Genomic DNA, 22,933 nt, shown 5'->3' on the forward strand with positions numbered 1-22,933 from the left:
GGTTACATCACCATTCTTTCAACATATCGCGAAATAGAAGGAGTAATCAGCAATCGGCTGTTTTGGGTAACGATCATACACGCTGACTGTGGGAAATTTCGTTTTAGCCATTGAATGCCTTCATCAGAAGGAAGCATGCAAAGCACTTTTGCAATCACCTCCGCTTCGGTAACGCATTCAGCAAATGCGGTTGCTTGCACGACGTCGCTGTTCGGATTTTTTCCTGTCCGACCATGAATAATATGATGCCTGGTTTCTCCATTTATTTTCCATCTGCGATAAAGAACATTCGATGTCGCTACTGCACCGGAAGAAATAAAAAATTGCGCAATATCTTCATTTTCATTAAAAGGATTCGTCACCCCCACTTTTCTACCGACATCTCCCCAAATCAACATATCTCCCCCAGCATCAATGATTCCTGCGTTGATTCCTAAATCTTTCAACAGATGATACGCTTGATCGACGCTCCATCCTTTACCGATTCCTCCGAGGTCTATTTCCTCGGTTGTATGTTTCATAACTGCTTTTAATGCAGGAAAAAACGATAAACTTTTTTCAGATGGAACACGAAATAAACTTGCACGCTCTTTATGCTCGCGCAAAATACCTTGTTTATGAAAGGAGTCCGCATAGCCGATATTTTTCATGACCGTTCCCACAAATGGATGAAAATAAAAATTTGTCTTTATCGCATATTCGAATGCGGCTTGTAGTACGTCATACAAAATAGGATGAATTTGTATCACCACGTCCACTGGAGACTGATTCAATTTTGTTAATTCACTATCATTCAAGAAACGAGAACAAACCTTTTCAAACATAGTAAACCAAGTTTGCATCAGTTGCTTCCAATTGAGCGATTGCTCATCCCCCGTTACTTGCACTTTAATAACGGTTCCCATGCCATTCATTATTAAAAATTGTTCCACGTTCATCACTACGATCTCCTTGTGCGGTTTTCTGCCGGTTGCAATCGGGAAGTTTCCGTTTTTGGTGTCGCAATAATGACTTCATTGGAATATTCGACATCCCAATTTCCTTCATTCCAATCCAACGACAAAAGTTGTTGTTCCCGCTGCTGTTTTGCCTCTTCCGTTTCATTCTGAAATGAAGCCGTTTCTTCTTTTAACATCATTTCGTTTTGTTTATTGTTTTCTTCTGAATCATTGACGAGTTGAAGAAAACTTGTAAATACAGTAATACCGCCAATTCCAATCATCCATTTTATCCACTTGTTTCCTTTCACAAAAATTCCTCCTCATTCATAAACGAATATTTGCTGATTTTTCCATGTTACTTGAAAACCTAATCCATTAGTTAAGACACTAATTGGAATATAGAGCTTTTCATTTTTCTCAAAGATTGGGTGAGGCATCGGTGTCTTTTTCATATTTTCGTAAACAGCCCTTGAACCGTTCTTAACAATCAATAATTTGTCGTTCAGTTGGATTTCAGCGATTTTCGAGGCTGGATACAAAATGACCGAAGCTCCCAAGTATTGCGCGGTTTCCTCGAGCGGAACAAATAACTGTCCTTTCATTGGAATAACATTTGTATAAAGCGGTTCCTTCTCTTGAAATTGTATTGGCACCGTTTTTTCGGAAGAGATCGGTGTTTCAGCATACTTTTCAGGTATATCAGTAGAGCGAGACCACTTGTACCAATATTCTTGCTTGATGACAATGGGTTTTTGTTGAGCGTTTTGGTTCCGCTTGTCCTCTCTACCGAACTCTTCATCATGCTCATCTTCCATTTCATATTTGTGTCGCTCTTCCTCTTCGTGTTCGTAACGTTCTTCATCGTAATGATCATTTTCGTCTTCATGATCGTACTCTTCCATTCTTTCTTCATATTCATCATCGTCAGCTAAAGCAAATAGGCTATTTATGCTGTATGCCGTAACAAACAAAAAACAGAGGCTTAAAATTAAAATAAACTTTCGCATGGAAGGCATTGCTCCTTTCTACTCTTTCTGCGTTCATTTTAGAGAGTTTTTCTGAAAAAAAAATGAAAAATAAAAATTAACCAAAAAATTTTTTGTAATATTAAAAAAGGATGACCCAAACGTAACAGGCCATCCCTAACACTATAACTACATATTGCGGCTATGCCTTTTCAAGAGAGACGAACTTTTTGATTGACTTTCTTTTTTCATTTTCAATTATTTTTGATAGCGCAAGATTGGCTTGCGTGCCGCAGTTGTTTCATCTAACCGCTTGACAACGGTTGTGTGCGGAGCTTCTTGAACGATCTCCGGATTTTCTTCCGCTTCTTTTGCGATTTGAATCATCGCATCAATAAATGCATCGAGCGTCTCTTTTGACTCAGTTTCGGTCGGCTCGATCATCATGCACTCTTCGACGATGAGCGGAAAATAAATTGTCGGCGGATGGTAACCAAAATCAAGCAAACGCTTCGCAATATCAAGCGTACGTACCCCTAATTTCTTTTGTCGCTTTCCTGACAAAACAAATTCGTGTTTGCAATGACGGTTGTATGGCAAGTCGTAATACTCAGCCAATCGGCGCATCATATAGTTGGCGTTTAATACCGCATATTCTGTCACTGCTTTTAAGCCATCCGGCCCCATCGAACGAATATACGTATACGCACGAACGTTAATGCCAAAGTTTCCATAAAACGGCTTCACACGCCCGATCGCTTGTGGTCTATCGTAGTCGAAATAGTAGCCGTTTTCTCCCTTTTCCACCGTTGGCTTCGGTAAAAACGGAATGAGATCCGCCTTCACGCCGACAGGACCTGAGCCAGGACCACCGCCACCGTGTGGACCAGTAAACGTTTTATGAAGGTTTAAATGCACAACGTCAAAGCCCATATCGCCAGGGCGTGCTTTGCTTAACACCGCATTTAAGTTCGCGCCGTCGTAATACAATTTTCCACCTGCATCGTGGACAATTTTGGCCATTTCCAAAATATTTTCTTCAAAAAGGCCAAGCGTATTCGGGTTGGTGAGCATCAATGCCGCTGTATCCGGGCCGACGACGCGGCGTAAATCGTCTAAATCGACAAGCCCTTCTTCCGTCGATTTCACCGTAATCGTCTCAAACCCTGCGACCGTAGCCGAAGCAGGATTCGTACCGTGAGCCGTATCAGGAACGATCACTTTTGTGCGATTATAATCGCCATTCGCTTCATGATAGGCGCGAATCATCATCAGTCCTGTCCATTCGCCATGTGCTCCGGCCGCAGGTTGTAACGTCACCGCATCCATACCGGTGATTTCTTTTAAGTGCTCTTGAAGGTCATACATCAATTCAAGCGCGCCTTGTACGGTTTCTTCTGGCTGAAGCGGATGAATATGCGCAAATCCAGATAGGCGGGCAACGTTTTCATTGATTTTCGGATTGTATTTCATCGTACAAGACCCAAGCGGATAAAAGCCGGAATCGACCCCATGATTGCGCTTCGATAACGCTGTGTAATGGCGCATAATATCAAGCTCCGACACTTCTGGAAGCTCAGGTGCTTCTTGACGAATGTAATCGGTTGGAATGACTTGTGCAACATCGATGGCTGGCACGTCTAGCTTCGGTAAGCTATACCCAATTCGCCCTGGCTTACTTAATTCAAAAATAAGCGGTTGGTCTTTATGCATGACAATCCCCCAATTCTTTTACAAGCGTGTCGATTTCTTCTTTCGTGCGTAGTTCCGTCACTGCAATTAACATACAATTTTGTAGTTCTGGATAATCACGCCCGAGATCATAGCCACCAATGATTCCTTTTTCCAATAGCTTTTTATTTACTTCTGCTATCGGTTTGTTCAAGCGGATGACAAACTCATTGAAAAACGGTCCTGTGAATACGACATCAAATCCATGATTGACAAACGTCTCTTTTGCATAGTGTGCTTTTTGAATATTCATCGTTGCCATTTCTTTTACGCCGTTTTTACCAAGCGCAGTCATTGCCACCGACGCTGCAAGCGCGTTTAACGCTTGGTTCGAGCAAATATTCGATGTTGCTTTGTCGCGGCGAATGTGTTGCTCGCGCGCTTGTAATGTCAACACAAAACCGCGGCGACCTTCTTCGTCTGTCGTTTGTCCGACAAGACGTCCCGGAATTTTGCGCATGAGCGCTGATTTCACCGCAAAATAGCCGCAATGCGGACCACCAAATTGCGTTGGAATACCAAACGGCTGCGCATCGCCAACGACGATGTCCGCCCCGAATTGGCCTGGCGGCGTTAATACCCCTAATGCAAGCGGATTGCTGGCGACAACGAACATTCCTTTATGCGCATGAGCGATTGGCTCGATGTCTTTTAGCGGCTCGATTTGCCCGAAAAAGTTTGGATATTGCACGATGACGCACGCGACGTCTTCATTCATTTCTTTTTGCAAGGCGTCCACATCCGTCACGCCGTTTTTGTACGGAATTTCTACTACTTCAAGCCCCGGGCCTTTCGCGTATGTTTTCACGACGTCGCGGTATTCTGGATGCACCGCGCTTGATAACAACACTTTTTTCTTTTTCGTATGCGCCGCGCTTAATAACGCTGCTTCTGCTAGCGCTGTTCCACCGTCGTACATCGATGAATTTGCCACATCCATGCCTGTTAGCTCGCAAATCATCGTTTGAAACTCGAAAATGGCTTGCAATTCCCCTTGCGAAATTTCTGGTTGATACGGTGTATATGCCGTATAAAACTCGGAACGTGAAATGACGTGATCCACAATCGTCGGAATGTAATGATCGTACACCCCTGCTCCTAAAAACGACGTGTGTGTCTTCATATCCGCATTTTTTTCCGCTAGTGCCATTAATTCTTTCATTAACTCCGGTTCTGATTTTGCCGGCTTAATGTTGTACTCTCCTTGAAAACGGACGCTTTCCGGGATGTCAGAAAACAATTCGTCAATGGACTGTACCCCGATCGTTTGTAACATTTGCTGCTTATCTTCTTCTGTCATCGGCAAATAACGATGAAGCATAACTCTCTCTCCTCACATTATTTTGTACGCTTGTAAAACGGTGTTGCCACCACTCTTGCTTTTAACCGCTTCCCACGAACGTCTACTTCTACTTCCGTATCAAGTGCCGAAAACGCAGTAGAAATAAGCGCTAGTCCGATATTTTTTTTAAGCGTTGGCGATTGTGTTCCGGTCGTGACGAAGCCAATTTGCTCATTGTTGACATACACCGCATATCCGTGACGCGCAATGCCTTTGTCAATCATTTCGATTCCGACAAGTCTCCGTGGCGCTCCTTCTTCTTTTTGCTTCTTCAATACTTCTTTTCCGAAAAAGTCGACATCTTTATTCGTTTTTACTGCAAATCCAAGCCCTGCTTCAATTGGGGTAATGTCTTTGGCCAGTTCTTGTCCATATAGTGGCAAGCATGCTTCAAAACGAAGTGTATCGCGTGCACCGAGCCCGCACGGAAGTACCCCTTCTTCTTTTCCTGCTTCTAAAATGGCGCGCCAAAGCGTTGGGGCATCTTCTGCTCGACAATATAGCTCAAATCCGTCTTCTCCTGTATATCCTGTTCGGGACACGAGCGTTTGAACTCCTGCAACATCAACATGATCTGCAAAAGCGAAAAACTTCATCGTAGATAAATCGACCGTCGTTAATTGCTGTAATACTTTTTCCGCAAGTGGGCCTTGTAGCGCAAGTTGCGCAATATCGTTTGAAATATTGACAAGTTCGACATCCCCAACAACATGCTCAGAAAGCCAAGCAAAATCTTTCCCGATATTGGCAGCGTTTACGACGAGAAGATAATGATCGTCCGCTTTTTTATAAACAAGTAAATCATCAACGGTTCCCCCATCTTCATAACACATCAACGTGTATTGGGCGCGACCGTCCGTTAACTTCGCAACGTCGTTTGTCATCATTTTTTGTAAAAAAGCAAGACTATCTTTTCCTTTCACTTCAAACTCGCCCATATGGGACACATCAAATAACCCTGCACGCGTTCGTGCAGCTTCATGTTCTTCTTTAATGCTAGAAAATTGCACAGGCAACTCCCAGCCACCAAAATCAATCGTTTTTGCGCCATACTCTGCATACAGAGGAAATAGCGGTGTTCTTTGTAACATATGCTCCCTCCTTGTTCATAAAAAAAAGACAGACGACCCCCATATTGTCATATGGTAGTCTCTGTCCTTTCACCTGAAAGTTTCCCTAAGAGTAATTAGGTGTCCTCGTGGGTGGTTCACGTTTGTGAACGCTCTCCAGAGCTGCGTCAAACAAGAGTTCTTTTGCCTGAGAGATTCGTGTTGCCACTTGCTCCTTCGGCGCTACACGCTGTAGTCTCTCCCCTTGTTCTCATCCGCCCGTATACAATTGTCATTCTTGTGCCACACTATATGTGAACACATCAATGAAGGAATTTTACAAACTTTCTTACGTTTTTTATTATCTTATAACTTCTCATTTGGCGCAATACCTTTTTATAAATAAAATACGTAAGTTTATTTAGTTTCAAACAAAAATGTTCGGAAAATGAGGGATGCTTGATGAACATCACCATGCATTGGGAGAGAAGCTGGAAAGATGAATTTGCCAAACGTATTGAACGTGACGGCCCGTGGTCAAATTGGGAATTATATGAGTTAGCGCTTGAAGCAACGAAATCGTTAGCTATCCCTCAATTTGATGGGCTACAAGCGCCAAATCATTTACCACATGTCACCATTTTACCTCATCAATACGACGTTGCCCGTCAAGTCGTTGAACAAATGAACGGAAAAGCCATCTTAGCTGATGAAGTTGGACTCGGGAAAACGATTGAAGCAGGATTGATTTTAAAAGAGTATATGATTCGTGGACTTGTGCAGAAGGCGCTTATTCTCGTTCCAGCCTCTCTCGTGTCACAATGGGTGCAAGAATTGAACGAGAAATTTTTTATTCCTGCTGTTGCCCAAAGGAAAAGTTACGTATGGGAACAATGTGACATTGTTGTTTCATCCATTGATACGGCAAAAAAACAACCACATCGGGACATCATTTATGGACAAACGTACGATATGGTCATTATTGACGAAGCACATAAGTTAAAAAACAATAAAACAAAAAACTATGAATTTGTTCAAGGACTGAAAAAAAAGTTTTGTTTACTATTGACAGCAACACCGATTCAAAATCGTGTAGAGGAAATTTTTCATCTTGTCTCTCTACTGAAACCAGGACATTTAGGAAATGCCGAACAATTTCAAAAAAAGTACGGAAAATTGCGGACATTACACGATGACGCCCATTTAAAAGAGCTCATTCGCAAGGTAATGATTCGTCATCGTCGCCATGATACAGGTATTGGGTGGACAAAACGGCACGTTGAAACGTTTTTTATTGATTTCTCGGAAGCGGAGCGAAATGTATATGAAACGATTCAACAGTTGAAGACTCATTTTTCAGATACATCGCTGTCACATATGACATTGTTGCGTGAAATATGTAGCAGCAAAGAAGCACTTTTTTGCACGTTGAAAAACATGTTTGAACAAAAACCTCATCTCGAAACGACAATCGGGGCATTGTTGCAAAAAATGAACGACATCACCGACCATACAAAAGCGAAAAAAGCGTTAGAGCTTATTCAAACAATAAACGATAAAGTTATTGTATTTACAGAATACCGCGCCACACAGTTTTATTTGCAATGGTTTTTTAAACAGCACGGCATTTCTTCTGTGCCGTTTCGCGGTGGGTTTAAACGAAGTAAAAAAGATTGGATGAAAGAGTTGTTTCAACATCGCGCACAAGTGTTGATCGCAACTGAGGCAGGAGGGGAAGGGATTAACTTGCAATTTTGCCATCATGTCATTAACTACGACTTACCATGGAACCCGATGCGTCTTGAACAACGAATCGGGCGCGTCCACCGTCTCGGACAAACGAAAGATGTCCACATTTATAATTTTGTCGTGCGCAATACGATTGAAGAACATATGTTTACGTTATTGTACGAAAAAATTCAACTATTTGAACGAGTCGTTGGTGAGTTAGATGATATTTTAATGAAATTACAATCTCCTACATTTTCAAATCATTTAGAACGCATAATTGCTCAGTCGAAAAGCGAAGGAGAGCTAAAAATTAAAATACAAAATTTTGTAGAAATTTTTACAAATATGGAGGATAATGTACATGCAGCAACATGACATTCAATCTTTTCTCGAACGTTTTTTTACCGCTACCCATTGCACAATTTTAGAACATAGTGATGGTCATATACGCGTTCAACTTACCGTCGATATGGATAAACAATTAATGAATCGTCCTTTTTATTGGCATTATGTTGAACGCATCGGAGCCATAGGTGAACCACTGCAATTATCGCTTATGACAAGACAATCAGCTACGAAAGAAGGGGAATATATTCATTTCGGTTCACCGCGGCTTCACCAAATTTTTTCAATCGCCAAAATGAACGGACGATTCGTTCGCCTTTATGAACAAGTATGTGAACGTTCTGTTGCGCTTCATCCGTGGCTTCATACAAACATATTGCTCTCTTATGAGTGTGATCGAAAACAAGATCGTTTATTATCGTTAGGTATTCATCTCATTAGTGGAACGATTATTGAATCATTTTACGACGTGTTAAAAGAAAAACAGTGGACGGCAACAGTCCCTGATTACTGTTTTACCATTTCTCCACTTATTAAACCGCTGAGCGGACTTGCCCGACTTGAAGCTTTTGTGGAGCGTCTCATCTCCTCTGAAACACATCATTGGGCGGATGAAGCGCGAGCACGCTGGAAAGAAGAACTAGCATTATTGCAACATTTTTACGAAGGCGTAGAGGAAAAACGAGAAGAATATGAAAAAGAAAAAGAAGCATTGCGACAAAGGTATGAACCGAGAATTCACATATCCATTATCAATGGCGGTTTATTTTATTTGCAAGCGAAATAAGGCTAACGTGAGCCTTATTTTTGCTTGAATAAAAGGATAACAGCATACGGAATGACGCCGAACCAGCGATATAAAAACGGTTGCTTTTGTTGTTTTTTAAACTCTTTTTTTTGTTGTCTTTGTTTTTTTCGTTCGTCTCTCGGTTGGTCTAAATATTTTACGACTTGTTCGGTCATAAATTTCACATAATCGTTTCCTGCCATCGTTCATCACCTCGATGCTAGTATCGTCAAAAACGAGGCGTTTTAAGCAAGGAGACGATGTTTTCTACGATGTCATCTATTGTGCGATTTGTTGTATCAATGGTCATATGCGCTTCTTGATAAAACGGAAGACGCTGTTCAAATAGCTGTTTCATTTGCTTTTGTTTATTTCCCATCAGTAACGGTCGGGTCTCATCATCAGCTAAACGCCGAAACAATTCATTTAGCTCACAATGCAAATAAATGACGATTCCATGCTCGCGCATAAATTGACGATTTTCTTCTTGAATGACAATCCCGCCACCTGTTGTAATAATCACATGTTCCTTTGGAAGCTTCTTTAATGCGTCTCGTTCATACGCTCGAAACGTCTCTTCCCCCTCTTCTGCGAAAATCTTTGTAATCGTTTTTCCGACTTGCTGTTCAATATATGCATCTGTGTCAATCACAGGCAATTGCAATACTTCTCCTAAACGTCTACCAACTGTCGTCTTTCCTGCTCCCATAAATCCTGTTAAATAAATCGCTTTCATGTTCCCTCTCCCTTCTAGTATACTTCTCGCCACACTGATATGTTGTTTGTTGAAGCATCGAATTGAAATTGGACGTCGTAACGAAATTGTGCATTCGTTATGCACGATACAGTTACAGACCATACATCAGGCTCAATACGTGTTGCGCGATATGTTGCTTGCCCATGAACAAATGAAACCGTTTGGGTTAATGATGACACGTTTTCTGGTGTACTGGCAAGCGTTTGTTTCACATAAGTAAGCGCTTGTTTCATTAAGTAATCTGCTTCGTACCATTTCTTTTCTTCTTCAAAAAATTGTATTTCTGTATGATACAATGCAACAGCATGCAAAAAAAGAGCGCTCATGAATAACGCACACATGACGGTAAAGGGAAAAACAACTCCCCGTTCATGTTTCGAGCGAACGAAAAGATGGAATGAACGCTTCATATGCATCCCCCTTGTCTGTCAATACACGAATACGGATGCCTGCTCCCTCTTTTTCATATGATATTTGTTGAATAAACTGAAGCATAATTTCATGACCGGTATCATTCACACGTCGACGAATGATCGTTCCGTACTTTTCATACGTTACGCGCTCCCCTGTCCATTTATCGAATTGAATCGTCGTTCCGTATATACGAACATCTTTCGATTCCCTTAGTTCCATTTTTGCTTGTTGAATAAAAACAAGCCATTCAAAATAGTGAAAGTTTCCACGTTTGGCTGTATAGTTTGCTGCTAGATGAAATGCGGGTGTCAATAAAGATAAAATGATGAACAAAACGATAAGAGACATGAGTATTTCGATTAATGTGAATCCTTTCTCTTTTTGAATCATTGTCCTAACGACTCACATCTTTCTTTTGTTCGTTTCAACCTATCTTCCCACCGCACACATTGCTCATTTGAACGCATAAACAGTGAAAATGTATGTGTACCTCGCACCACGACCGTTTCGTTTCCAATCTGCCCGTTCATCATCACCTCATATAAAATTTGATTGGCGATCGTTTCCGCTTTTTTGTTTTCTCGCTCTATCATAATGATTGTCCAATGAGCGATGATCATAACGATTACCCCACTCCACACACTAAGCGAAATAAGCAGTTCAAAAAATGTAAAACCTTTACAATTTTTGTACATACAATCGCCCTTTCCCTAATTGAAAAACGATTTTATATTTTTTGCTTCCATACGCAACAAGCAATGTTCCCGCCTTATTGATATTGCCATTTGGATAATAAAACAACGGTGGAGATAGTGTAGCCATTTGAAATCGAAAAGGGGAAGGGAAGGAACGAGCGATTAATTCCTTCCCAAACGTCCCACCTTCTTTTACTTGATAGCGACATGTATCGAAATAAAACATAATCGCTACCGTTTTCTTTCGACTAATCGCATATTGTTGGGCATATAACATATCGTTACTAAACTGTTCTAAAAAATATTGTAACTGCCGCTCAGCTAACGTTTGTTGAAGCGGTGGAACGGTAAAAACCATGATCGTTGTGACAATAAAAAGAACGATCAACATTTCTACAAGCGTAAACCCTCGTTCATTCACCTTCTAAAACGTCTCCTTCATTTGTAATAACAATCTCTTTTCCATTTGGGCAACGGTTGCTCTCAATATATTTTCCATCTACTAATTGTTGCACAGTCGGGATTGTACCGTGCTCCATTTCGTATGCTTTCACTTGGGATTGAACCATTTTTATAAAAGCCGAACACCCTTTGTTGTTAATCATGCTGTTATGTTTTGTCACATTTGGAATCGTAATTAAAATTAAAATTGTGATAACCATTAGCACAATTAACATTTCAATTAATGTAAACCCTTTCTCATTTCGCATATACATCCCCCATTATATGTGATTTAACAATTGAAAAACGGGCCATAGCATCGCCATATACATGAGAATAACGAAAATACCAATGAAACTAAGCAACAGTGGTTGAATGATATATATCATTTTCTTCAGACGTTTTTCTAGTTTTTGCAATGAAAACTGACTATAATGCAATAATTCTTGAACTAATTCTCCATTCGACTGACCGTGACGAATGACGAAAGGTAGTTCCTTCTCGTAATATTTCCGCTGTTCGATGATTTCATCTAATTTTTCACCTGCGCATAGCTGTTGTTTCATCAATTTCGCTTCCTCTCTCAGCAACGGAAGGTGAGATTGATGCTCAAAAATTTGGATCGCCTCATAAATCGATAGTCCCCCTTTCAACAAATGGCTTAATTGCAATGAAAATACTTGCGTATGAAAAGAAACGATCCACGAGCGAACAATTGGGATGTTCATAAATAGATTCATTTGTCTATAAATAGGCCATGAACGAACGACAAAAAAGTAAAACAATACGAAGAAAATGAACACGATGAGCGCAATAGAAAAAATGCGAGGAAGCCATACCGCAACAGAAAAAATGAACGTAGAAAAAGCAGAACGAGCATGAAATGAAGAAAGAAGATGAGAAAACTGTGGAGCTAATACTTGTTGAAATATGAAAAACATGGCGATACAAAAACTAAAAAGAAACAATGGGTAGCGTAACATACGCTTCACTTGCTCAACGTAATGTGCCCGCATTTGTCCGATTTCCCCCGCTTCAATAAACCCGTGAGCAAGTTGGCCGTGTTGTTCAGCGAAAAATATATATCCTAAAAGATGAGAATGAAATTGCATGCGTGAAAAAGTTTCATGAATCGGTACACCGGCTCGCAATGCTTGCATGCAATCATCTAAATCTTTTTGTTTTACTACAGGTTGCTGAATTTGTAAAAACTCAATCGCCTGAGCAAGCGAATACCCTTTACTGAGCAATTTTCCAAGTTGGATGAAAAACGAACTTTGCTCTTGTAACGACCAATTACGACGTCGCTTCATCTAACAACCAACTTTCAATGACATGCTCGTGTAAAAAACCGAGCGCAATGCCTTTTTTAATCACATCTTTTAACCGAGTATACACGTATGTCGCTTGCTCCCCTTTCGCTGCACGCATCGCTTGTGCCAGTTCACTTCCGTATAATAATTCATAAACACCGACTCGACGAACAGGTCGATACTGTCGGCAAAAAGGTGAGCACTCCGCTTCACAAAACGGACATTTCAATTGCACAAGACGTTGGGCTGTCACAGCGACTAACGTTTGCGCCATTTCTTGAAATGGTACACCAAACTCAAGAAGACGATAAATCGCTCCAACCGCATCCTTCGTATGCATCGTTGTTAGCACAAGATGTCCTGTAAGCGCTGCGCGTACAGCTATTCGTGCCGTTTCGGCATCACGAATTTCTCCTACCATAATCACATCGGGATCGTGTCGCAAAATCGCTTTTAATCCTGCAGCATACGTAATGCCAGCTTTTTCGTTTACTTGTACTTGCAACACATCTTCCGCCCGCTTTTCAACCGGATCTTCTAACGTAATGACATTTCGTTGAAAATGATGGCGACATACGTTTAACAAACTGTATAACGTTGTTGTCTTTCCCGATCCTGTTGGTCCTGTGAAAATCATAAGCCCATGGGAATAGTTTAATAGCGCGAGCAACTTTTTTATCGTTGAAGGAAATAATGCGAGTTGCTTGAGCGGAAGAGATGAATGTAACGGGAGCAAGCGGATAACTAAGCTTTCGTCGTAAATCGTAGGCAATGTCGATAAACGAAGATGGACAGTTGTGTGGGCAACGTTCATTTCCATTGCTCCGCTTTGCGGGCGGCGACGTTCACCAATATCCATATCAGCGAGAAACTTGAAATGAGCAAGCAAACGTTCACACATTTGTTTAGATAGCACATGCTTTGTAACAAGCATCCCTCCTAACCGAAATTGAACAAGCGCATCTTGCTTACGCGGAACGATATGAATGTCAGAAGCTTGAAGAATATACGCATCCTCAACGAGTCGGTCCGCCAATTGCTCGATTGTTTGCAAAACGATCCTCCTTCCTCCATTTTCTCGCCATCATTATTCAACATCTTTCGTCAAATTCCTGCTTCATTCACAAAAAAATTCAAAAAAATATTTACCCATAGGGTGAATGTTACGAGACAAAAACACGACGATATTTTTTCGCGATGTTTTTTAATGGTAAGCATGGAGACACACCCCTCTCTTCACTTTTTATACATGTTGTATAACTTTTGTTTAATTTTTGTGCATTAATTTGTTTTAAAACTTTGTGAACATTGCAAAAGAGATAGAAAAAAAGACCTATATATGCATTTCCATTGTGGAAATACATGTATTATAATGTAAATGAATGAACATATAGGAGTGAGACATAATGGACCAAGTACTGAAAATTACAAGCGTCCTTGCTGATCCGACTCGTTATGAAATCTATCAGTATATCACTAGAAAACATCAAGAAGTAACCGTTCAAGAAATTGCTGATGCTTTTCATATTCACCCAAACGTCGCGCGTCTTCATTTAACAAAGCTAGAAGATGTAAATATGCTTGTATCGGAAACAAAAAAAACAGGAAAAGGTGGAAGACCGAGTCGATTATACCGTCTATCTGACGATGTGATTCAGCTCCATTTTCCGTTTCGCGACTACCAGCTGTTATCAAAAATTGCAATCCATGCGATGATGAAACTTGGAGAAGTAGGGAAACAAGCGTTGTATGAAACAGGAAAGTTATTTGGTCAAGAACTTGTACAACAACACGTCCAATCGATGCAAGCGCTTGAACAGTTAAGTGTGGAAGAAAAAATGAACATTTTACAAAAAGCAGCGGAAGCCGCTGGATTTTATCCGACATTCCATTACAGTGAAAATCAAGGGAAAATTTACTTTGAAATTTTCAACTGCCCGTTTAAAGAACTCGCATTTGCACATCCAGATTCTGTCTGTTATATGCATAACGCCTTTTTAAAAGGAATGTTAGAAGTATTATTTACAAACGCTGAACTTGTGACTGAAGAAATTATGCCATCAGGCTGTAATTCGTGTACGTATCAAGCCATTCTTAAAAAATAGAACGTTTACACAACCATTTCGAGTACATTATAATAAGTAAGGGAAACGGTCAGAAAAGGAGGGATACATATGGATCGTATGTTCCGCGTCTTGTCATTTTGGACAGGAATTTTTGCTGTCATGTTCTATCTTGGCCATATGCATACAACATCATTATTGTTCCTCGGCCAAACAGGATTCTTTCTTTTGTTAAGCTACTTAAAATTAACAGAAAGAATGTACATGTACATTTTCGGTGCGTACTTAACGGTCTTTTTTGCCGGATTTACGTACTGGACAACCTTTATGATGGTTCCTGGTATGGGCGAATAAAAAAGCGATGAGTGTACCTCATCGCTTTTTTATGTAAAAATAGGAATATTCATGTTTTTTTGTTGCACCATCACATGAAACGCCCTGGCGATATCGCTCATGACTAGCGAGCGAATAGCACGATTATGACGCTGTTGCTCAGAAAACGGATTTGGATCATGGTGGGCCATCAAATGATTTAAAATGCCTGCCTGCAATAAAAATTCATCTTGGCGCCATAAATGAGTATATGTCCACCCTGCTTGTTCTCCATAAAATCGTAACGCATCCCATTGAATGTGTGTGGTGAGATCCATCTCACCTGGATAACGAAGCGCATTGTCGATGAGCTGATGACGATAATAACCGCGCAAGCTCCCACGTTTTCGCGCTGGGTGTTTCCATTCCTCATCCGTATATCCATAATCTACTGTAAAAATAATTGCTTTATCGATTACTTGATTGAGCTGAAAAATAAACTTTTTCATCGCTAACGGAATTTCAAATCGCTGCCCGTCAACGAGCTGAATATTCCGTTCAACGATATATTGAGCAATTTGCTCATTTTCAAGCGGAACACATTTCTCAACAAGCTGATCGTTTTCTACTTCAATAAAGCACTCGTATATGTGACCTTCTCGTTTCTCAATGACATGAACAGGAAACGCATCAAATAGCTCATTGCTAAATACAATACCAGAAAAAGAATCAGAAAGCTCAGCAAAACTGGAGATGATACGAACGTAATCAATAAACGGAGCGAGCGTTTCCGCTTGTTTTTCCCGATGGTACGGACTTGCTTCGATCATTATATATTGTCCTTGTGAAAACGTTTTAGATGATTGACGTTTCCATTGTTCTAAAACAGCATAAGCAAATCGTCCTGTCCCCCCACCGATTTCACAGATGAGCGGTGGAACATGATACGTTTCTATCAAGCGAACAAACACATCTGCAAATACATGCCCAATGATATGCCCAACGTTACTCGTCGTAATAAAATCCCCTTCGCGTCCAATTTTTTCTTTTTTTCTCATATAATATCCATACTGTTCATCGTACAATGCTAATTCCATGTATTGTGCATACGATAAACGTTTATTTCTCATTTTTTCTAACATTTTTTCATTCGCACCCTTTTTCACTATTGACATAGTGTTAAATTTGTTATATCGTTAATGTAGTAGCTTAACTATATCCCCTCCCATTATAGGAAATAAAACATCCCCCAAACCCCCTTCTCTGTATAGAGAAGGGAATTTTTTTGTCTAAAATCCATTTAAAAAAGGGTTTGTATCCATTTCCGCTCCAATCGTTGTTTCTGGTCCATGTCCACATAGTACAATCGTTTCTTCAGGGAGAACAAGCAACTTACGATGTATACTTTGTAGCAATTGTTCGTAATTTCCTCCTGGTAAATCGGTGCGACCAATACTTCCTGAAAACAGTACATCTCCTGATACGATCACTTGAGCGTCTTCGATATAGTATGATACACTACCCGGTGAATGCCCTGGTGTTTCGAACACTTGAAGTGAGAAATCGCCAATCGTCAACGTTTTCTCTCCTTCAAGTAACACATCGGCATCATTTGTAGTAATTGCTTCTCCCATAAATAATAAAGAACCATTTTTCATTGGATCAGTTAGCCAATTTTTTTCTTTTTTATGTACATACACAGGAATGAACCACTTGTTTTTTACGTCGTCAACCGCTCCAATATGATCAAAATGAGCATGTGTAAGCAACACCGCAAGCGGCGTCCAGCCGTTCGTTTCAATATAATGAATGAGTTTTTCTCCTTCGCTGCCGGGATCAAAAATTAAACATGTCCCATTTTCATGAACAAGCACATACGCATTCGTTTGTAACGGCCCTAATGGGATTCGGTTCCATTTCATTTTATTTCCTCACCTTTCTCCTATATTCTATTCTCATTGTACACGAACAATATACGTTTTGCACCTCGACAAACGTAACAAAAACGATTACAATGAAAAAGGAATAATCGGTGTACATAAGGAGGGGAAGTTATGCCGACAGGAGTTATTTTAGTCGTGATTTTCACATTAGTGACATTGCTTGCTGCTTACGGCACGATCCGTTCATTACGTGAGAAAAATTTCCTTGGTGTGCTGTTCGGAATCGGAACGGTTGCTGTATTTGGTTGGTTTACAATTATGACTGTCATTCATCACGGATATCCAGTTGCCCATTAAAAAGACGCCAATATAGTGGCGTCTTTTTACGTGCGGGCAAGAGCTGTCACAAAAATACCGATGCTGTCTTTATAAATATTATGGAATTGAGAGAATGGAAGCGGATTTACCCCTTCACCAAGTTCAATCGTATACCCACATCGCTTCCAATTAAAAATAAACCAATCGCGATATCCAGCATGGCTATCGATATACCGAACAGATACATAACCGCTCCATTTCGCAAATTCATTCACTTCTTCTTCTGCTTCGGGTGGCTCACATCGTTCATATCCCCAATAAATTTCTTTTCCTTGTGTATGAAATGCGAGCACCTTAAAAAAATCACGTTCTTTTGTCAACGTTGCTATCGCTTGTGCTTCTGGTTCGGTTAACGGAGAAAATCCAGGAAAATCACGCGGTGCGGGTGCTTTTGGAATTTTTCTTTCTTTCTCTACTTCCCATTTCGCAGGAAATTGATTGTTTAAATCAACCCCGCGAATATTTGCTTTCCATTGTGAGAAATCTTCACTTCCCCCATTTATGCGTACCACTTCATCTTCATAATGTTGTGCCGCTTTTTTTCCGTGTAATACAAGATCCACTCCATCGGGATTTACCATCGGAACAACGGATAAAGTCGTTCTTTTATACAATTGTTGTACATCATAGCCACAAAGATGCTGTTTGTTCTGTAGCGCTTCCACATATTCACGAACAAACGCCATCACAACTGCCGAAGTAATCCACTCGTTCGCATGAAACGAGGCATTCATATGCACATATGTTTCACCTTCTCCAATTTGTAACTCAACAATCGGTTTTTTTAACACACTTTGCCCAATTTCTTGCGTGCGGACGAACGAATGACACCGCAATTGATCGAGATCATGCATTAAAGTTGAAAAATCGTACATCGCTCTCCCCCCTTGTTTCATCGTATGAACAGTACATTTGTACATATGTATGTAAAAAAGCTAGCTCTGTCACAAGAGCTAGCTTTATCGTTTGTTTTCTTGTTGTTTATTGTAGAAACGCAATAAGTCACCATATACAATTTTGTCGGAGTAATCAAGCTCCTGACGTGCTTTTTCCATATACGGTTCACAATGAGACGCGTCGACTTCTACCCCTGTTTTCTTATCGTAGCATGCGTTTTTCGTATATACATAATCTTTTGTCACGAAGCTACCATCACGAAGAACAACGAAGTCCAGCTTATCTTTTGAGAATAAATCTTCACCAAAATGAATTTGGTTGCGTGTATTAATGCCAAGCAAATGAAGCAATGTCGGTTTCACATCAATTTGCCCTGATACTTTTGAAATGACTTTTGGATGCTTATCTGTTACGCCTGGAATATGGATGATCACCGGAACGCGTTGCAATTGAACGTGATCAAATGGCGTAATTTCATCCCTACCTAAATATTGAGCCATCGCTTTGTTGTGATTTTCAGAAATACCGTAATGGTCTCCGTAAAGGATGATAATAGAATTTTCATACAATCCTTCTTTTTTCAGCTGCTCAATAAACACTTTCAGCGCTTCATCCATATATCGAACCGTCGGGAAATAACGGTTTAACGTCCGACTATTTGACGTGTACTCTGGAACCATTTTATCCTCTTCCCCTAATTCAAACGGGAAGTGGTTCGTTAATGTAATAAACTTTGTATAAAATGGCTGCGGCAACGTTTTTAAATGTTGCACAGATTGCTCAAAAAACGGAATGTCTTTTAAACCCCAACCAACTGAATTTTCCTCCGTAATGTTATAGTCCGTCATCGAGAAGAAACGATCGTACTTCATCGATTGGTACATTACATCACGGTTCCAGAAACTTTTATTATTTGCATGGAATACAGCTGAATAGTAACCGTAGTTTTTCAATATTTCTGGCGTTGCGTTATACTCGTTTGTCGCATGTGTGAAAAAGACCGCACCGCGTCCAAGAGGATATAACGAGTTTTCAATAATAAACTCCGCATCTGATGTTTTTCCTTGTCCTGTTTGATGATAAAAGTTATCAAAGTAATAACTTTGTTTAATAAAGTCATTCAAAAACGGCGTAATTTCTTGTCCGTTCACCGTATTGTTAATAACGAAGCTTTGTAATGACTCCATCGACACAATGATCACATTACGGCCTTTGGCAATACCAAATAACTCTTTATTCGGCGCTTTTTCATTCGCATTAACGTAGTTTTGAATATCCGCCAATTCGCTACTATCCGCTAATGCACGTTGCGCTTTAGAGCGCGACTGTAAAATAATATCATATACATGGTAATTGTATATACCTAAGTTTTTAATTAACATTTCACGGTCAAACGTGCGCGTTAACAGCTCTGGACGTTCCGTTTCCGCTAATCCTAAGTTAAATAAAGCAATGGCTACTGTTGCAAGGAAATAGGTGCGGCGAAAGCGTTTTGTCGCTGGTACGTATTGCGCAATAGACACTTTTTTATACGCCATCCAAGCCAGCAATGCGACATCAAGGAAAAAGAAAATATCCGAAACATTCATCAATTCAAACACACTATTTCCTAAATCACCCATGTTATTCGTTTGGAACAGCACAGGAATTGTAATGAAATCGCTAAAAAAGCGATAAAACATGACGTTCGCATACAAAACAAATGAAACGATAAAACTCGTGATGACAATATAGCGATTCCGTCGTTTTTCGCTCATAAATAATGCAAGCCCAAAAATAAATAACAGGAAGCTTAACGGGCTAATGAACAAAATAAACTCCTGCTTCCATGACTCAATTTTTATATCAAAACTATTTTTATAGACTAAATACGTCTTTAACCATAAAAGCAATACCGTTAACAAAACGAAACGGTAGTTTTTCATATACTCCCCCTCCTTTAATCCATCCACATCTGTCTATTCTATGCTGTATGAGGTACATACGTTTTTTTACATTTTTTTATCTTAACCATAGACAATATTAATACTTTCTTAATAAAAAAGCAACTGTTATCTTAAACTATAAACGGTATAATAGACAAGTCGCACGTCCACATATGACTGTTTTACACCTTTTCTTCTGAAAATGCAAGACGTTTTTTTCCGACAAATTTTCGACAAAAAAAACAGACGAGCGCTTCGTCTGTTTTTACAACATATTTGTTTTGACTAGCCATGCGCCACCGATCACACCGGCATCGTTTCCAAGCGTTGCAATGACAATTTCAGCCGCTTCAGCAACACGCGGAAATGCAAATCGTTTAAAATGACGAGCAACTGCTTGTGCCAACATGTCCCCTGCTTTTGATACGCCCCCACCGATGACAATTTTCTCTGGATTTAAACCGTTCGCTAAATGAGCGAGTGCTAAACCGAGATGAAACGTCACTTCATCAACAATTTGTAGCGCTAATGCATCGTTTTCTTTCGCGGCATCAAACACATCTTTCGCAGTAACGACTCCTGTTTGTTTCCATACGTCGCGCAACCGGCTTGGCTCATCGGTTTGTTGCAAGCGCTCTGTCGCGATACGTGCAATACCTGTTGCTGAAGCAATCGTCTCTAAACATCCTGTTTTGCCACAATTACAAGATGCCCCTCCTTCTGGAATGGACGTGATATGGCCAATTTCTCCACCAGCACCGTTTGCCCCATGCACGATTTGACCGTTTACGATCACACCGCCACCAACACCTGTGCCAAGCGTGACGAGAATTAAATTTTTCGCGCCATTGCCCGCCCCTTTCCACATTTCTCCGATCGCTGCAATGTTCGCATCGTTATCAACAACGACAGGAAGACCTGTTTCCATTTCCAACCGATCTTTCAAAGGGAAGTTTTTCCATCCTAAATTTACTGCTTCATAAATATCTCCTGTCGCCATATTAACAGGTCCTGGTGCACCGATGCCAATGCCGATCAACCGTTCTTTTGATTCATCTAATTCACGTAACTTTTCATCAATCGCTTTTGCAATGTGTGTTGTAATATGTTTCCCTTGTTCGGATTTATCCGTTGGAATCTCCCATTTACAAATGATTTCCCCATACATGTTCACAAATGCTAATTTGACTGTCGTTCCGCCTAAATCTACACCGACTAACCATTGTTCCATTGTTCCTTTATCCCCTTTTCTCTTTTTTCTCGTTCGATTTGCGCTTCATGACGCAAAATAAGAAGCGCCATTTGATAATCTTTTACGTCAATGAGCTGCGCTTGAAATAATTCTTTCAGTTCGTCTTCCATCAATTCTAAATCAGCGAGACGGTCACCGACGTAAATAATCGTTCCATATTTTTTTAATAACTGTTGTACATCATATACAGATTTCATTTTCTTCACCTATCGTGTATAAGCGTTTTCAATCTTCATATTCTAAATGTATAAAGAAAACAAAAGGGCGTCAAGAACTGAACAATGACTTTGCGACATTTTTCACATTTTATCGATCCGGATCTTTCGGATGCAAGACAGTCGGTCGTCGATTTTTTAACGGAATTGGGGAACGGATGAGCACATCGCGCATCCCGCGATATGAAAACGGAATAAACGGCCATAAATATGGGACGCCAAACGATTGCATGCGAGCAAGCATAACTAACCATGCAGTAATACCAACAACGTAGCCAATGACACCAAATAATGCTGTAACAACGAGCAAAGCGAGGCGAACGAGCCGATTGGCTAGTCCTAGCTCATAACTCGGTGTCGCAAACGTCCCGATCGTCGCCATCGCAAAATATAAAATGACTTCGTTAGAAAATAAGCCAACCTCAACCGCAATTCCACCAATCATCAATGCTGCAACAAGCCCAAGTGCTGTCGCTAAGGCAGAGGGGGTGTGAATAGCTGCCATTCGCAACATATCTAATCCAAATTCGATCAGTAAAATTTGTCCAAACAACGGAATATTCCCTTCCGTTGATTTTACGACAAACGATAATGCATGTGGCACGAGCTCTGGTGTTTTCATCCACATATACCAAAGCGGTAATAAAAAAATCGATAGCCATACCGCAAGAAACCGAACAAAGCGCAAATATGCACCAACAATTGGTTTATTTCTATATTCTTCTGCATGCTGCAGATGATGCCAAAATGTTGCAGGTGTAATTAACACGCTCGGAGACCCATCGACAAAAATGAGAACATGTCCTTCATATAAATGAGCTGCGGCCGTATCTGGCCTTTCTGTATAACGAACGACAGGATATGGGTTGAAGTGCCTGCCTGAAATAAATTCTTCTACCGTTTTTTCCCCCATTGGCAAGCCGTCTGTATCAATTTTGGCTAATGACTGTTTCACTTCTTCCACAATGTGTGAATTCGCAATATCTTCAATATAACAAACACAGACATCCGTTTTTGAGCGGCGACCAATTTGCATATATTCCATTCGTAATGAACGATCTCGCACGCGCCGTCTTGTTAGCGCTGTGTTAAATACAATCGTTTCCACGTATCCATCGCGTGCACCTCGAACAACACGCTCCATATCTGGCTCTTGAGGTCCTCGCACAGGATATGTGCGTGCATCAATTAAAATCGCTTTTGCCATTCCATCAACGAACAAAGCTGTCGGTCCTGCCAACACACCATCAATTACCCGTTCGAAATCATCTGTTTGATCCAACTCTACATACGGAAGATGTGTTTTTAATAATTTATCTAACGGTTGTTCATCTAATGTTCCATTTGGTAGCTCAGATAACAATTTCATTAAATAATGAAGAATGTCATCTTTCACAAATCCGTCAATCATAAATAACGCCATATCTTTTCCGGCATAATGCACGTCTAAGTAAATGACGTCAAAACTTTTCCCTACTCCAAGCTTTTCCTTCATAT

Annotated in this window: 27 protein-coding genes and 1 riboswitch; of the genes, 5 read left to right on the forward strand and 22 right to left on the reverse strand. The window is 40.4% G+C overall.

Going from position 1 to position 22,933, the window contains the following annotated elements:
* Positions 1 to 2: 2 nt before the first annotated feature.
* The 6 genes from NST18_RS09355 to gcvT form a co-directional block, all read right to left on the reverse strand.
* Positions 3 to 938, reverse strand: coding sequence for an FAD:protein FMN transferase (locus NST18_RS09355; RefSeq protein WP_004889560.1), 936 nt, complete (start codon positions 936 to 938; stop codon positions 3 to 5).
* 2 nt (positions 939 to 940) lie between these two features.
* Positions 941 to 1,249: a hypothetical protein gene (locus tag NST18_RS09360; RefSeq protein ID WP_004889559.1), complete on the reverse strand. Its 309-nt coding sequence runs from the start codon at positions 1,247 to 1,249 to the stop codon at positions 941 to 943.
* A 12-nt stretch (positions 1,250 to 1,261) separates the two neighbouring features.
* On the reverse strand, positions 1,262 to 1,948 hold the full coding sequence (locus NST18_RS09365; protein ID WP_004889558.1) for a copper amine oxidase N-terminal domain-containing protein: 687 nt from the start codon (positions 1,946 to 1,948) through the stop codon (positions 1,262 to 1,264).
* A gap of 216 nt (positions 1,949 to 2,164) precedes the next feature.
* Positions 2,165 to 3,619 carry an aminomethyl-transferring glycine dehydrogenase subunit GcvPB gene (gene gcvPB, locus NST18_RS09370; RefSeq protein WP_004889556.1) on the reverse strand — a complete coding sequence of 485 codons (1,455 nt, stop codon included), beginning with the start codon at positions 3,617 to 3,619 and terminating at the stop codon, positions 2,165 to 2,167.
* A complete protein-coding gene (gene gcvPA, locus NST18_RS09375; RefSeq protein WP_004889555.1) occupies positions 3,612 to 4,958 on the reverse strand; it encodes an aminomethyl-transferring glycine dehydrogenase subunit GcvPA in 1,347 nt (448 codons plus the stop codon). The genes gcvPB and gcvPA overlap by 8 nt, the downstream gene beginning before the upstream one ends.
* Before the next feature lie 17 nt (positions 4,959 to 4,975).
* Positions 4,976 to 6,070: a glycine cleavage system aminomethyltransferase GcvT gene (gene gcvT / locus NST18_RS09380; protein ID WP_004889554.1), complete on the reverse strand. Its 1,095-nt coding sequence runs from the start codon at positions 6,068 to 6,070 to the stop codon at positions 4,976 to 4,978.
* 144 nt (positions 6,071 to 6,214) lie between these two features.
* Positions 6,215 to 6,303: riboswitch (glycine riboswitch) on the reverse strand.
* Positions 6,304 to 6,490: 187 nt separating this feature from the next.
* On the opposite strand from gcvT, the gene NST18_RS09385 reads away from it, so the two are divergent.
* A complete protein-coding gene (locus tag NST18_RS09385) occupies positions 6,491 to 8,134 on the forward strand; it encodes a DEAD/DEAH box helicase (RefSeq protein ID WP_004889553.1) in 1,644 nt (547 codons plus the stop codon).
* Positions 8,121 to 8,891: a YqhG family protein gene (locus tag NST18_RS09390; protein ID WP_004889552.1), complete on the forward strand. Its 771-nt coding sequence runs from the start codon at positions 8,121 to 8,123 to the stop codon at positions 8,889 to 8,891. Before NST18_RS09385 ends, NST18_RS09390 begins: the two co-directional genes overlap by 14 nt.
* Positions 8,892 to 8,905: 14 nt before the next feature.
* On the opposite strand, the gene NST18_RS09395 is transcribed toward NST18_RS09390, so the two are convergent.
* The 9 genes from NST18_RS09395 to comGA are packed head-to-tail and all read right to left on the reverse strand — an operon-like array spanning position 8,906 to position 13,565.
* Positions 8,906 to 9,094, reverse strand: coding sequence for a YqzE family protein (locus NST18_RS09395; RefSeq protein ID WP_340721380.1), 189 nt, complete (start codon positions 9,092 to 9,094; stop codon positions 8,906 to 8,908).
* A gap of 26 nt (positions 9,095 to 9,120) precedes the next feature.
* Positions 9,121 to 9,627: a shikimate kinase gene (locus tag NST18_RS09400; RefSeq protein WP_004889550.1), complete on the reverse strand. Its 507-nt coding sequence runs from the start codon at positions 9,625 to 9,627 to the stop codon at positions 9,121 to 9,123.
* 14 nt (positions 9,628 to 9,641) lie between these two features.
* Positions 9,642 to 10,058, reverse strand: a complete 417-nt coding sequence (gene comGG, locus NST18_RS09405; protein ID WP_340721382.1) for a competence type IV pilus minor pilin ComGG — start codon at positions 10,056 to 10,058, stop codon at positions 9,642 to 9,644.
* Positions 10,018 to 10,452 carry a competence type IV pilus minor pilin ComGF gene (gene comGF, locus NST18_RS09410; protein WP_004889548.1) on the reverse strand — a complete coding sequence of 145 codons (435 nt, stop codon included), beginning with the start codon at positions 10,450 to 10,452 and terminating at the stop codon, positions 10,018 to 10,020. Before comGF ends, comGG begins: the two co-directional genes overlap by 41 nt.
* Positions 10,449 to 10,757 carry a competence type IV pilus minor pilin ComGE gene (gene comGE / locus NST18_RS09415; protein ID WP_004889546.1) on the reverse strand — a complete coding sequence of 103 codons (309 nt, stop codon included), beginning with the start codon at positions 10,755 to 10,757 and terminating at the stop codon, positions 10,449 to 10,451. Before comGE ends, comGF begins: the two co-directional genes overlap by 4 nt.
* Positions 10,741 to 11,178, reverse strand: a complete 438-nt coding sequence (gene comGD, locus NST18_RS09420; RefSeq protein ID WP_004889545.1) for a competence type IV pilus minor pilin ComGD — start codon at positions 11,176 to 11,178, stop codon at positions 10,741 to 10,743. Before comGD ends, comGE begins: the two co-directional genes overlap by 17 nt.
* Positions 11,171 to 11,467, reverse strand: a complete 297-nt coding sequence (gene comGC, locus NST18_RS09425) for a competence type IV pilus major pilin ComGC (RefSeq protein WP_006317959.1) — start codon at positions 11,465 to 11,467, stop codon at positions 11,171 to 11,173. Before comGC ends, comGD begins: the two co-directional genes overlap by 8 nt.
* A gap of 12 nt (positions 11,468 to 11,479) precedes the next feature.
* On the reverse strand, positions 11,480 to 12,511 hold the full coding sequence (comGB, locus tag NST18_RS09430) for a competence type IV pilus assembly protein ComGB (protein ID WP_004889541.1): 1,032 nt from the start codon (positions 12,509 to 12,511) through the stop codon (positions 11,480 to 11,482).
* On the reverse strand, positions 12,495 to 13,565 hold the full coding sequence (gene comGA / locus NST18_RS09435) for a competence type IV pilus ATPase ComGA (protein ID WP_004889540.1): 1,071 nt from the start codon (positions 13,563 to 13,565) through the stop codon (positions 12,495 to 12,497). Before comGA ends, comGB begins: the two co-directional genes overlap by 17 nt.
* Positions 13,566 to 13,917: 352 nt before the next feature.
* Between comGA and NST18_RS09440 the strand changes: the two genes are divergently transcribed.
* Both NST18_RS09440 and NST18_RS09445 read left to right on the forward strand, forming a co-directional pair.
* On the forward strand, positions 13,918 to 14,616 hold the full coding sequence (locus NST18_RS09440) for a helix-turn-helix transcriptional regulator (protein WP_004889538.1): 699 nt from the start codon (positions 13,918 to 13,920) through the stop codon (positions 14,614 to 14,616).
* Between the two features lie 69 nt (positions 14,617 to 14,685).
* Positions 14,686 to 14,928, forward strand: coding sequence for a DUF2626 domain-containing protein (locus NST18_RS09445; protein WP_192948263.1), 243 nt, complete (start codon positions 14,686 to 14,688; stop codon positions 14,926 to 14,928).
* 29 nt (positions 14,929 to 14,957) lie between these two features.
* Here the strand turns inward: NST18_RS09445 and NST18_RS09450 are convergent, their stop codons facing one another.
* Positions 14,958 to 16,061 (reverse strand): class I SAM-dependent methyltransferase, encoded by a 1,104-nt coding sequence (locus tag NST18_RS09450; protein WP_004889536.1) that lies wholly within the window; start codon positions 16,059 to 16,061, stop codon positions 14,958 to 14,960.
* Between the two features lie 114 nt (positions 16,062 to 16,175).
* Positions 16,176 to 16,808, reverse strand: a complete 633-nt coding sequence (locus tag NST18_RS09455) for an MBL fold metallo-hydrolase (protein ID WP_004889535.1) — start codon at positions 16,806 to 16,808, stop codon at positions 16,176 to 16,178.
* 132 nt (positions 16,809 to 16,940) lie between these two features.
* Between NST18_RS09455 and NST18_RS09460 the strand changes: the two genes are divergently transcribed.
* Positions 16,941 to 17,126: a DUF2759 domain-containing protein gene (locus tag NST18_RS09460; protein WP_004889534.1), complete on the forward strand. Its 186-nt coding sequence runs from the start codon at positions 16,941 to 16,943 to the stop codon at positions 17,124 to 17,126.
* Positions 17,127 to 17,152: 26 nt separating this feature from the next.
* Here the strand turns inward: NST18_RS09460 and NST18_RS09465 are convergent, their stop codons facing one another.
* From NST18_RS09465 to NST18_RS09485, 5 genes are all read right to left on the reverse strand, one after another.
* Complete coding sequence (locus NST18_RS09465) at positions 17,153 to 18,022, reverse strand: M14 family metallopeptidase (protein WP_445290564.1); 870 nt, start codon at positions 18,020 to 18,022, stop codon at positions 17,153 to 17,155.
* An 84-nt stretch (positions 18,023 to 18,106) separates the two neighbouring features.
* Entirely contained in the window at positions 18,107 to 19,969 is a 1,863-nt protein-coding gene (locus NST18_RS09470) for an LTA synthase family protein (protein ID WP_340721384.1), read from the reverse strand.
* Between the two features lie 265 nt (positions 19,970 to 20,234).
* Positions 20,235 to 21,200 (reverse strand): ROK family glucokinase, encoded by a 966-nt coding sequence (locus NST18_RS09475; RefSeq protein WP_004889530.1) that lies wholly within the window; start codon positions 21,198 to 21,200, stop codon positions 20,235 to 20,237.
* Positions 21,185 to 21,418 carry a YqgQ family protein gene (locus tag NST18_RS09480; RefSeq protein WP_004889526.1) on the reverse strand — a complete coding sequence of 78 codons (234 nt, stop codon included), beginning with the start codon at positions 21,416 to 21,418 and terminating at the stop codon, positions 21,185 to 21,187. Before NST18_RS09480 ends, NST18_RS09475 begins: the two co-directional genes overlap by 16 nt.
* Positions 21,419 to 21,527: 109 nt before the next feature.
* Positions 21,528 to 22,931 (reverse strand): spore germination protein, encoded by a 1,404-nt coding sequence (locus NST18_RS09485; protein ID WP_051035147.1) that lies wholly within the window; start codon positions 22,929 to 22,931, stop codon positions 21,528 to 21,530.
* Between the last annotated feature and the right edge of the window lie 2 nt (positions 22,932 to 22,933).

The organism is Anoxybacillus sp. FSL W8-0104, assembly GCF_038004465.1.
In the GTDB taxonomy this organism is placed as follows: Bacteria; Bacillota; Bacilli; order Bacillales; family Anoxybacillaceae; genus Anoxybacillus; species Anoxybacillus flavithermus_G.

Coding starts and splice junctions, on each gene's coding strand:
- NST18_RS09390 (WP_004889552.1), top strand. CDS start 8,121: ATGCAGCAACATGACATTCAATCTTTTCTCGAACGTTTTTTTACCGCT.
- NST18_RS09355 (WP_004889560.1), bottom strand. CDS start 938: ATGAACGTGGAACAATTTTTAATAATGAATGGCATGGGAACCGTTATT.
- comGB (WP_004889541.1), bottom strand. CDS start 12,511: ATGAAGCGACGTCGTAATTGGTCGTTACAAGAGCAAAGTTCGTTTTTC.
- NST18_RS09465 (WP_445290564.1), bottom strand. CDS start 18,022: ATGTACGATTTTTCAACTTTAATGCATGATCTCGATCAATTGCGGTGT.
- comGE (WP_004889546.1), bottom strand. CDS start 10,757: ATGTACAAAAATTGTAAAGGTTTTACATTTTTTGAACTGCTTATTTCG.
- comGC (WP_006317959.1), bottom strand. CDS start 11,467: ATGCGAAATGAGAAAGGGTTTACATTAATTGAAATGTTAATTGTGCTA.
- NST18_RS09475 (WP_004889530.1), bottom strand. CDS start 21,200: ATGGAACAATGGTTAGTCGGTGTAGATTTAGGCGGAACGACAGTCAAA.
- gcvT (WP_004889554.1), bottom strand. CDS start 6,070: ATGTTACAAAGAACACCGCTATTTCCTCTGTATGCAGAGTATGGCGCA.
- NST18_RS09460 (WP_004889534.1), top strand. CDS start 16,941: ATGCCGACAGGAGTTATTTTAGTCGTGATTTTCACATTAGTGACATTG.
- comGG (WP_340721382.1), bottom strand. CDS start 10,058: ATGAAGCGTTCATTCCATCTTTTCGTTCGCTCGAAACATGAACGGGGA.
- NST18_RS09450 (WP_004889536.1), bottom strand. CDS start 16,061: ATGTCAATAGTGAAAAAGGGTGCGAATGAAAAAATGTTAGAAAAAATG.
- gcvPA (WP_004889555.1), bottom strand. CDS start 4,958: ATGCTTCATCGTTATTTGCCGATGACAGAAGAAGATAAGCAGCAAATG.
- NST18_RS09385 (WP_004889553.1), top strand. CDS start 6,491: ATGAACATCACCATGCATTGGGAGAGAAGCTGGAAAGATGAATTTGCC.
- NST18_RS09470 (WP_340721384.1), bottom strand. CDS start 19,969: ATGAAAAACTACCGTTTCGTTTTGTTAACGGTATTGCTTTTATGGTTA.
- NST18_RS09395 (WP_340721380.1), bottom strand. CDS start 9,094: ATGGCAGGAAACGATTATGTGAAATTTATGACCGAACAAGTCGTAAAA.
- NST18_RS09445 (WP_192948263.1), top strand. CDS start 14,686: ATGGATCGTATGTTCCGCGTCTTGTCATTTTGGACAGGAATTTTTGCT.
- NST18_RS09440 (WP_004889538.1), top strand. CDS start 13,918: ATGGACCAAGTACTGAAAATTACAAGCGTCCTTGCTGATCCGACTCGT.
- NST18_RS09485 (WP_051035147.1), bottom strand. CDS start 22,931: ATGAAGGAAAAGCTTGGAGTAGGGAAAAGTTTTGACGTCATTTACTTA.
- gcvPB (WP_004889556.1), bottom strand. CDS start 3,619: ATGCATAAAGACCAACCGCTTATTTTTGAATTAAGTAAGCCAGGGCGA.
- NST18_RS09400 (WP_004889550.1), bottom strand. CDS start 9,627: ATGAAAGCGATTTATTTAACAGGATTTATGGGAGCAGGAAAGACGACA.
- comGF (WP_004889548.1), bottom strand. CDS start 10,452: ATGATTCAAAAAGAGAAAGGATTCACATTAATCGAAATACTCATGTCT.
- NST18_RS09365 (WP_004889558.1), bottom strand. CDS start 1,948: ATGCGAAAGTTTATTTTAATTTTAAGCCTCTGTTTTTTGTTTGTTACG.
- NST18_RS09480 (WP_004889526.1), bottom strand. CDS start 21,418: ATGAAATCTGTATATGATGTACAACAGTTATTAAAAAAATATGGAACG.
- NST18_RS09455 (WP_004889535.1), bottom strand. CDS start 16,808: ATGAAATGGAACCGAATCCCATTAGGGCCGTTACAAACGAATGCGTAT.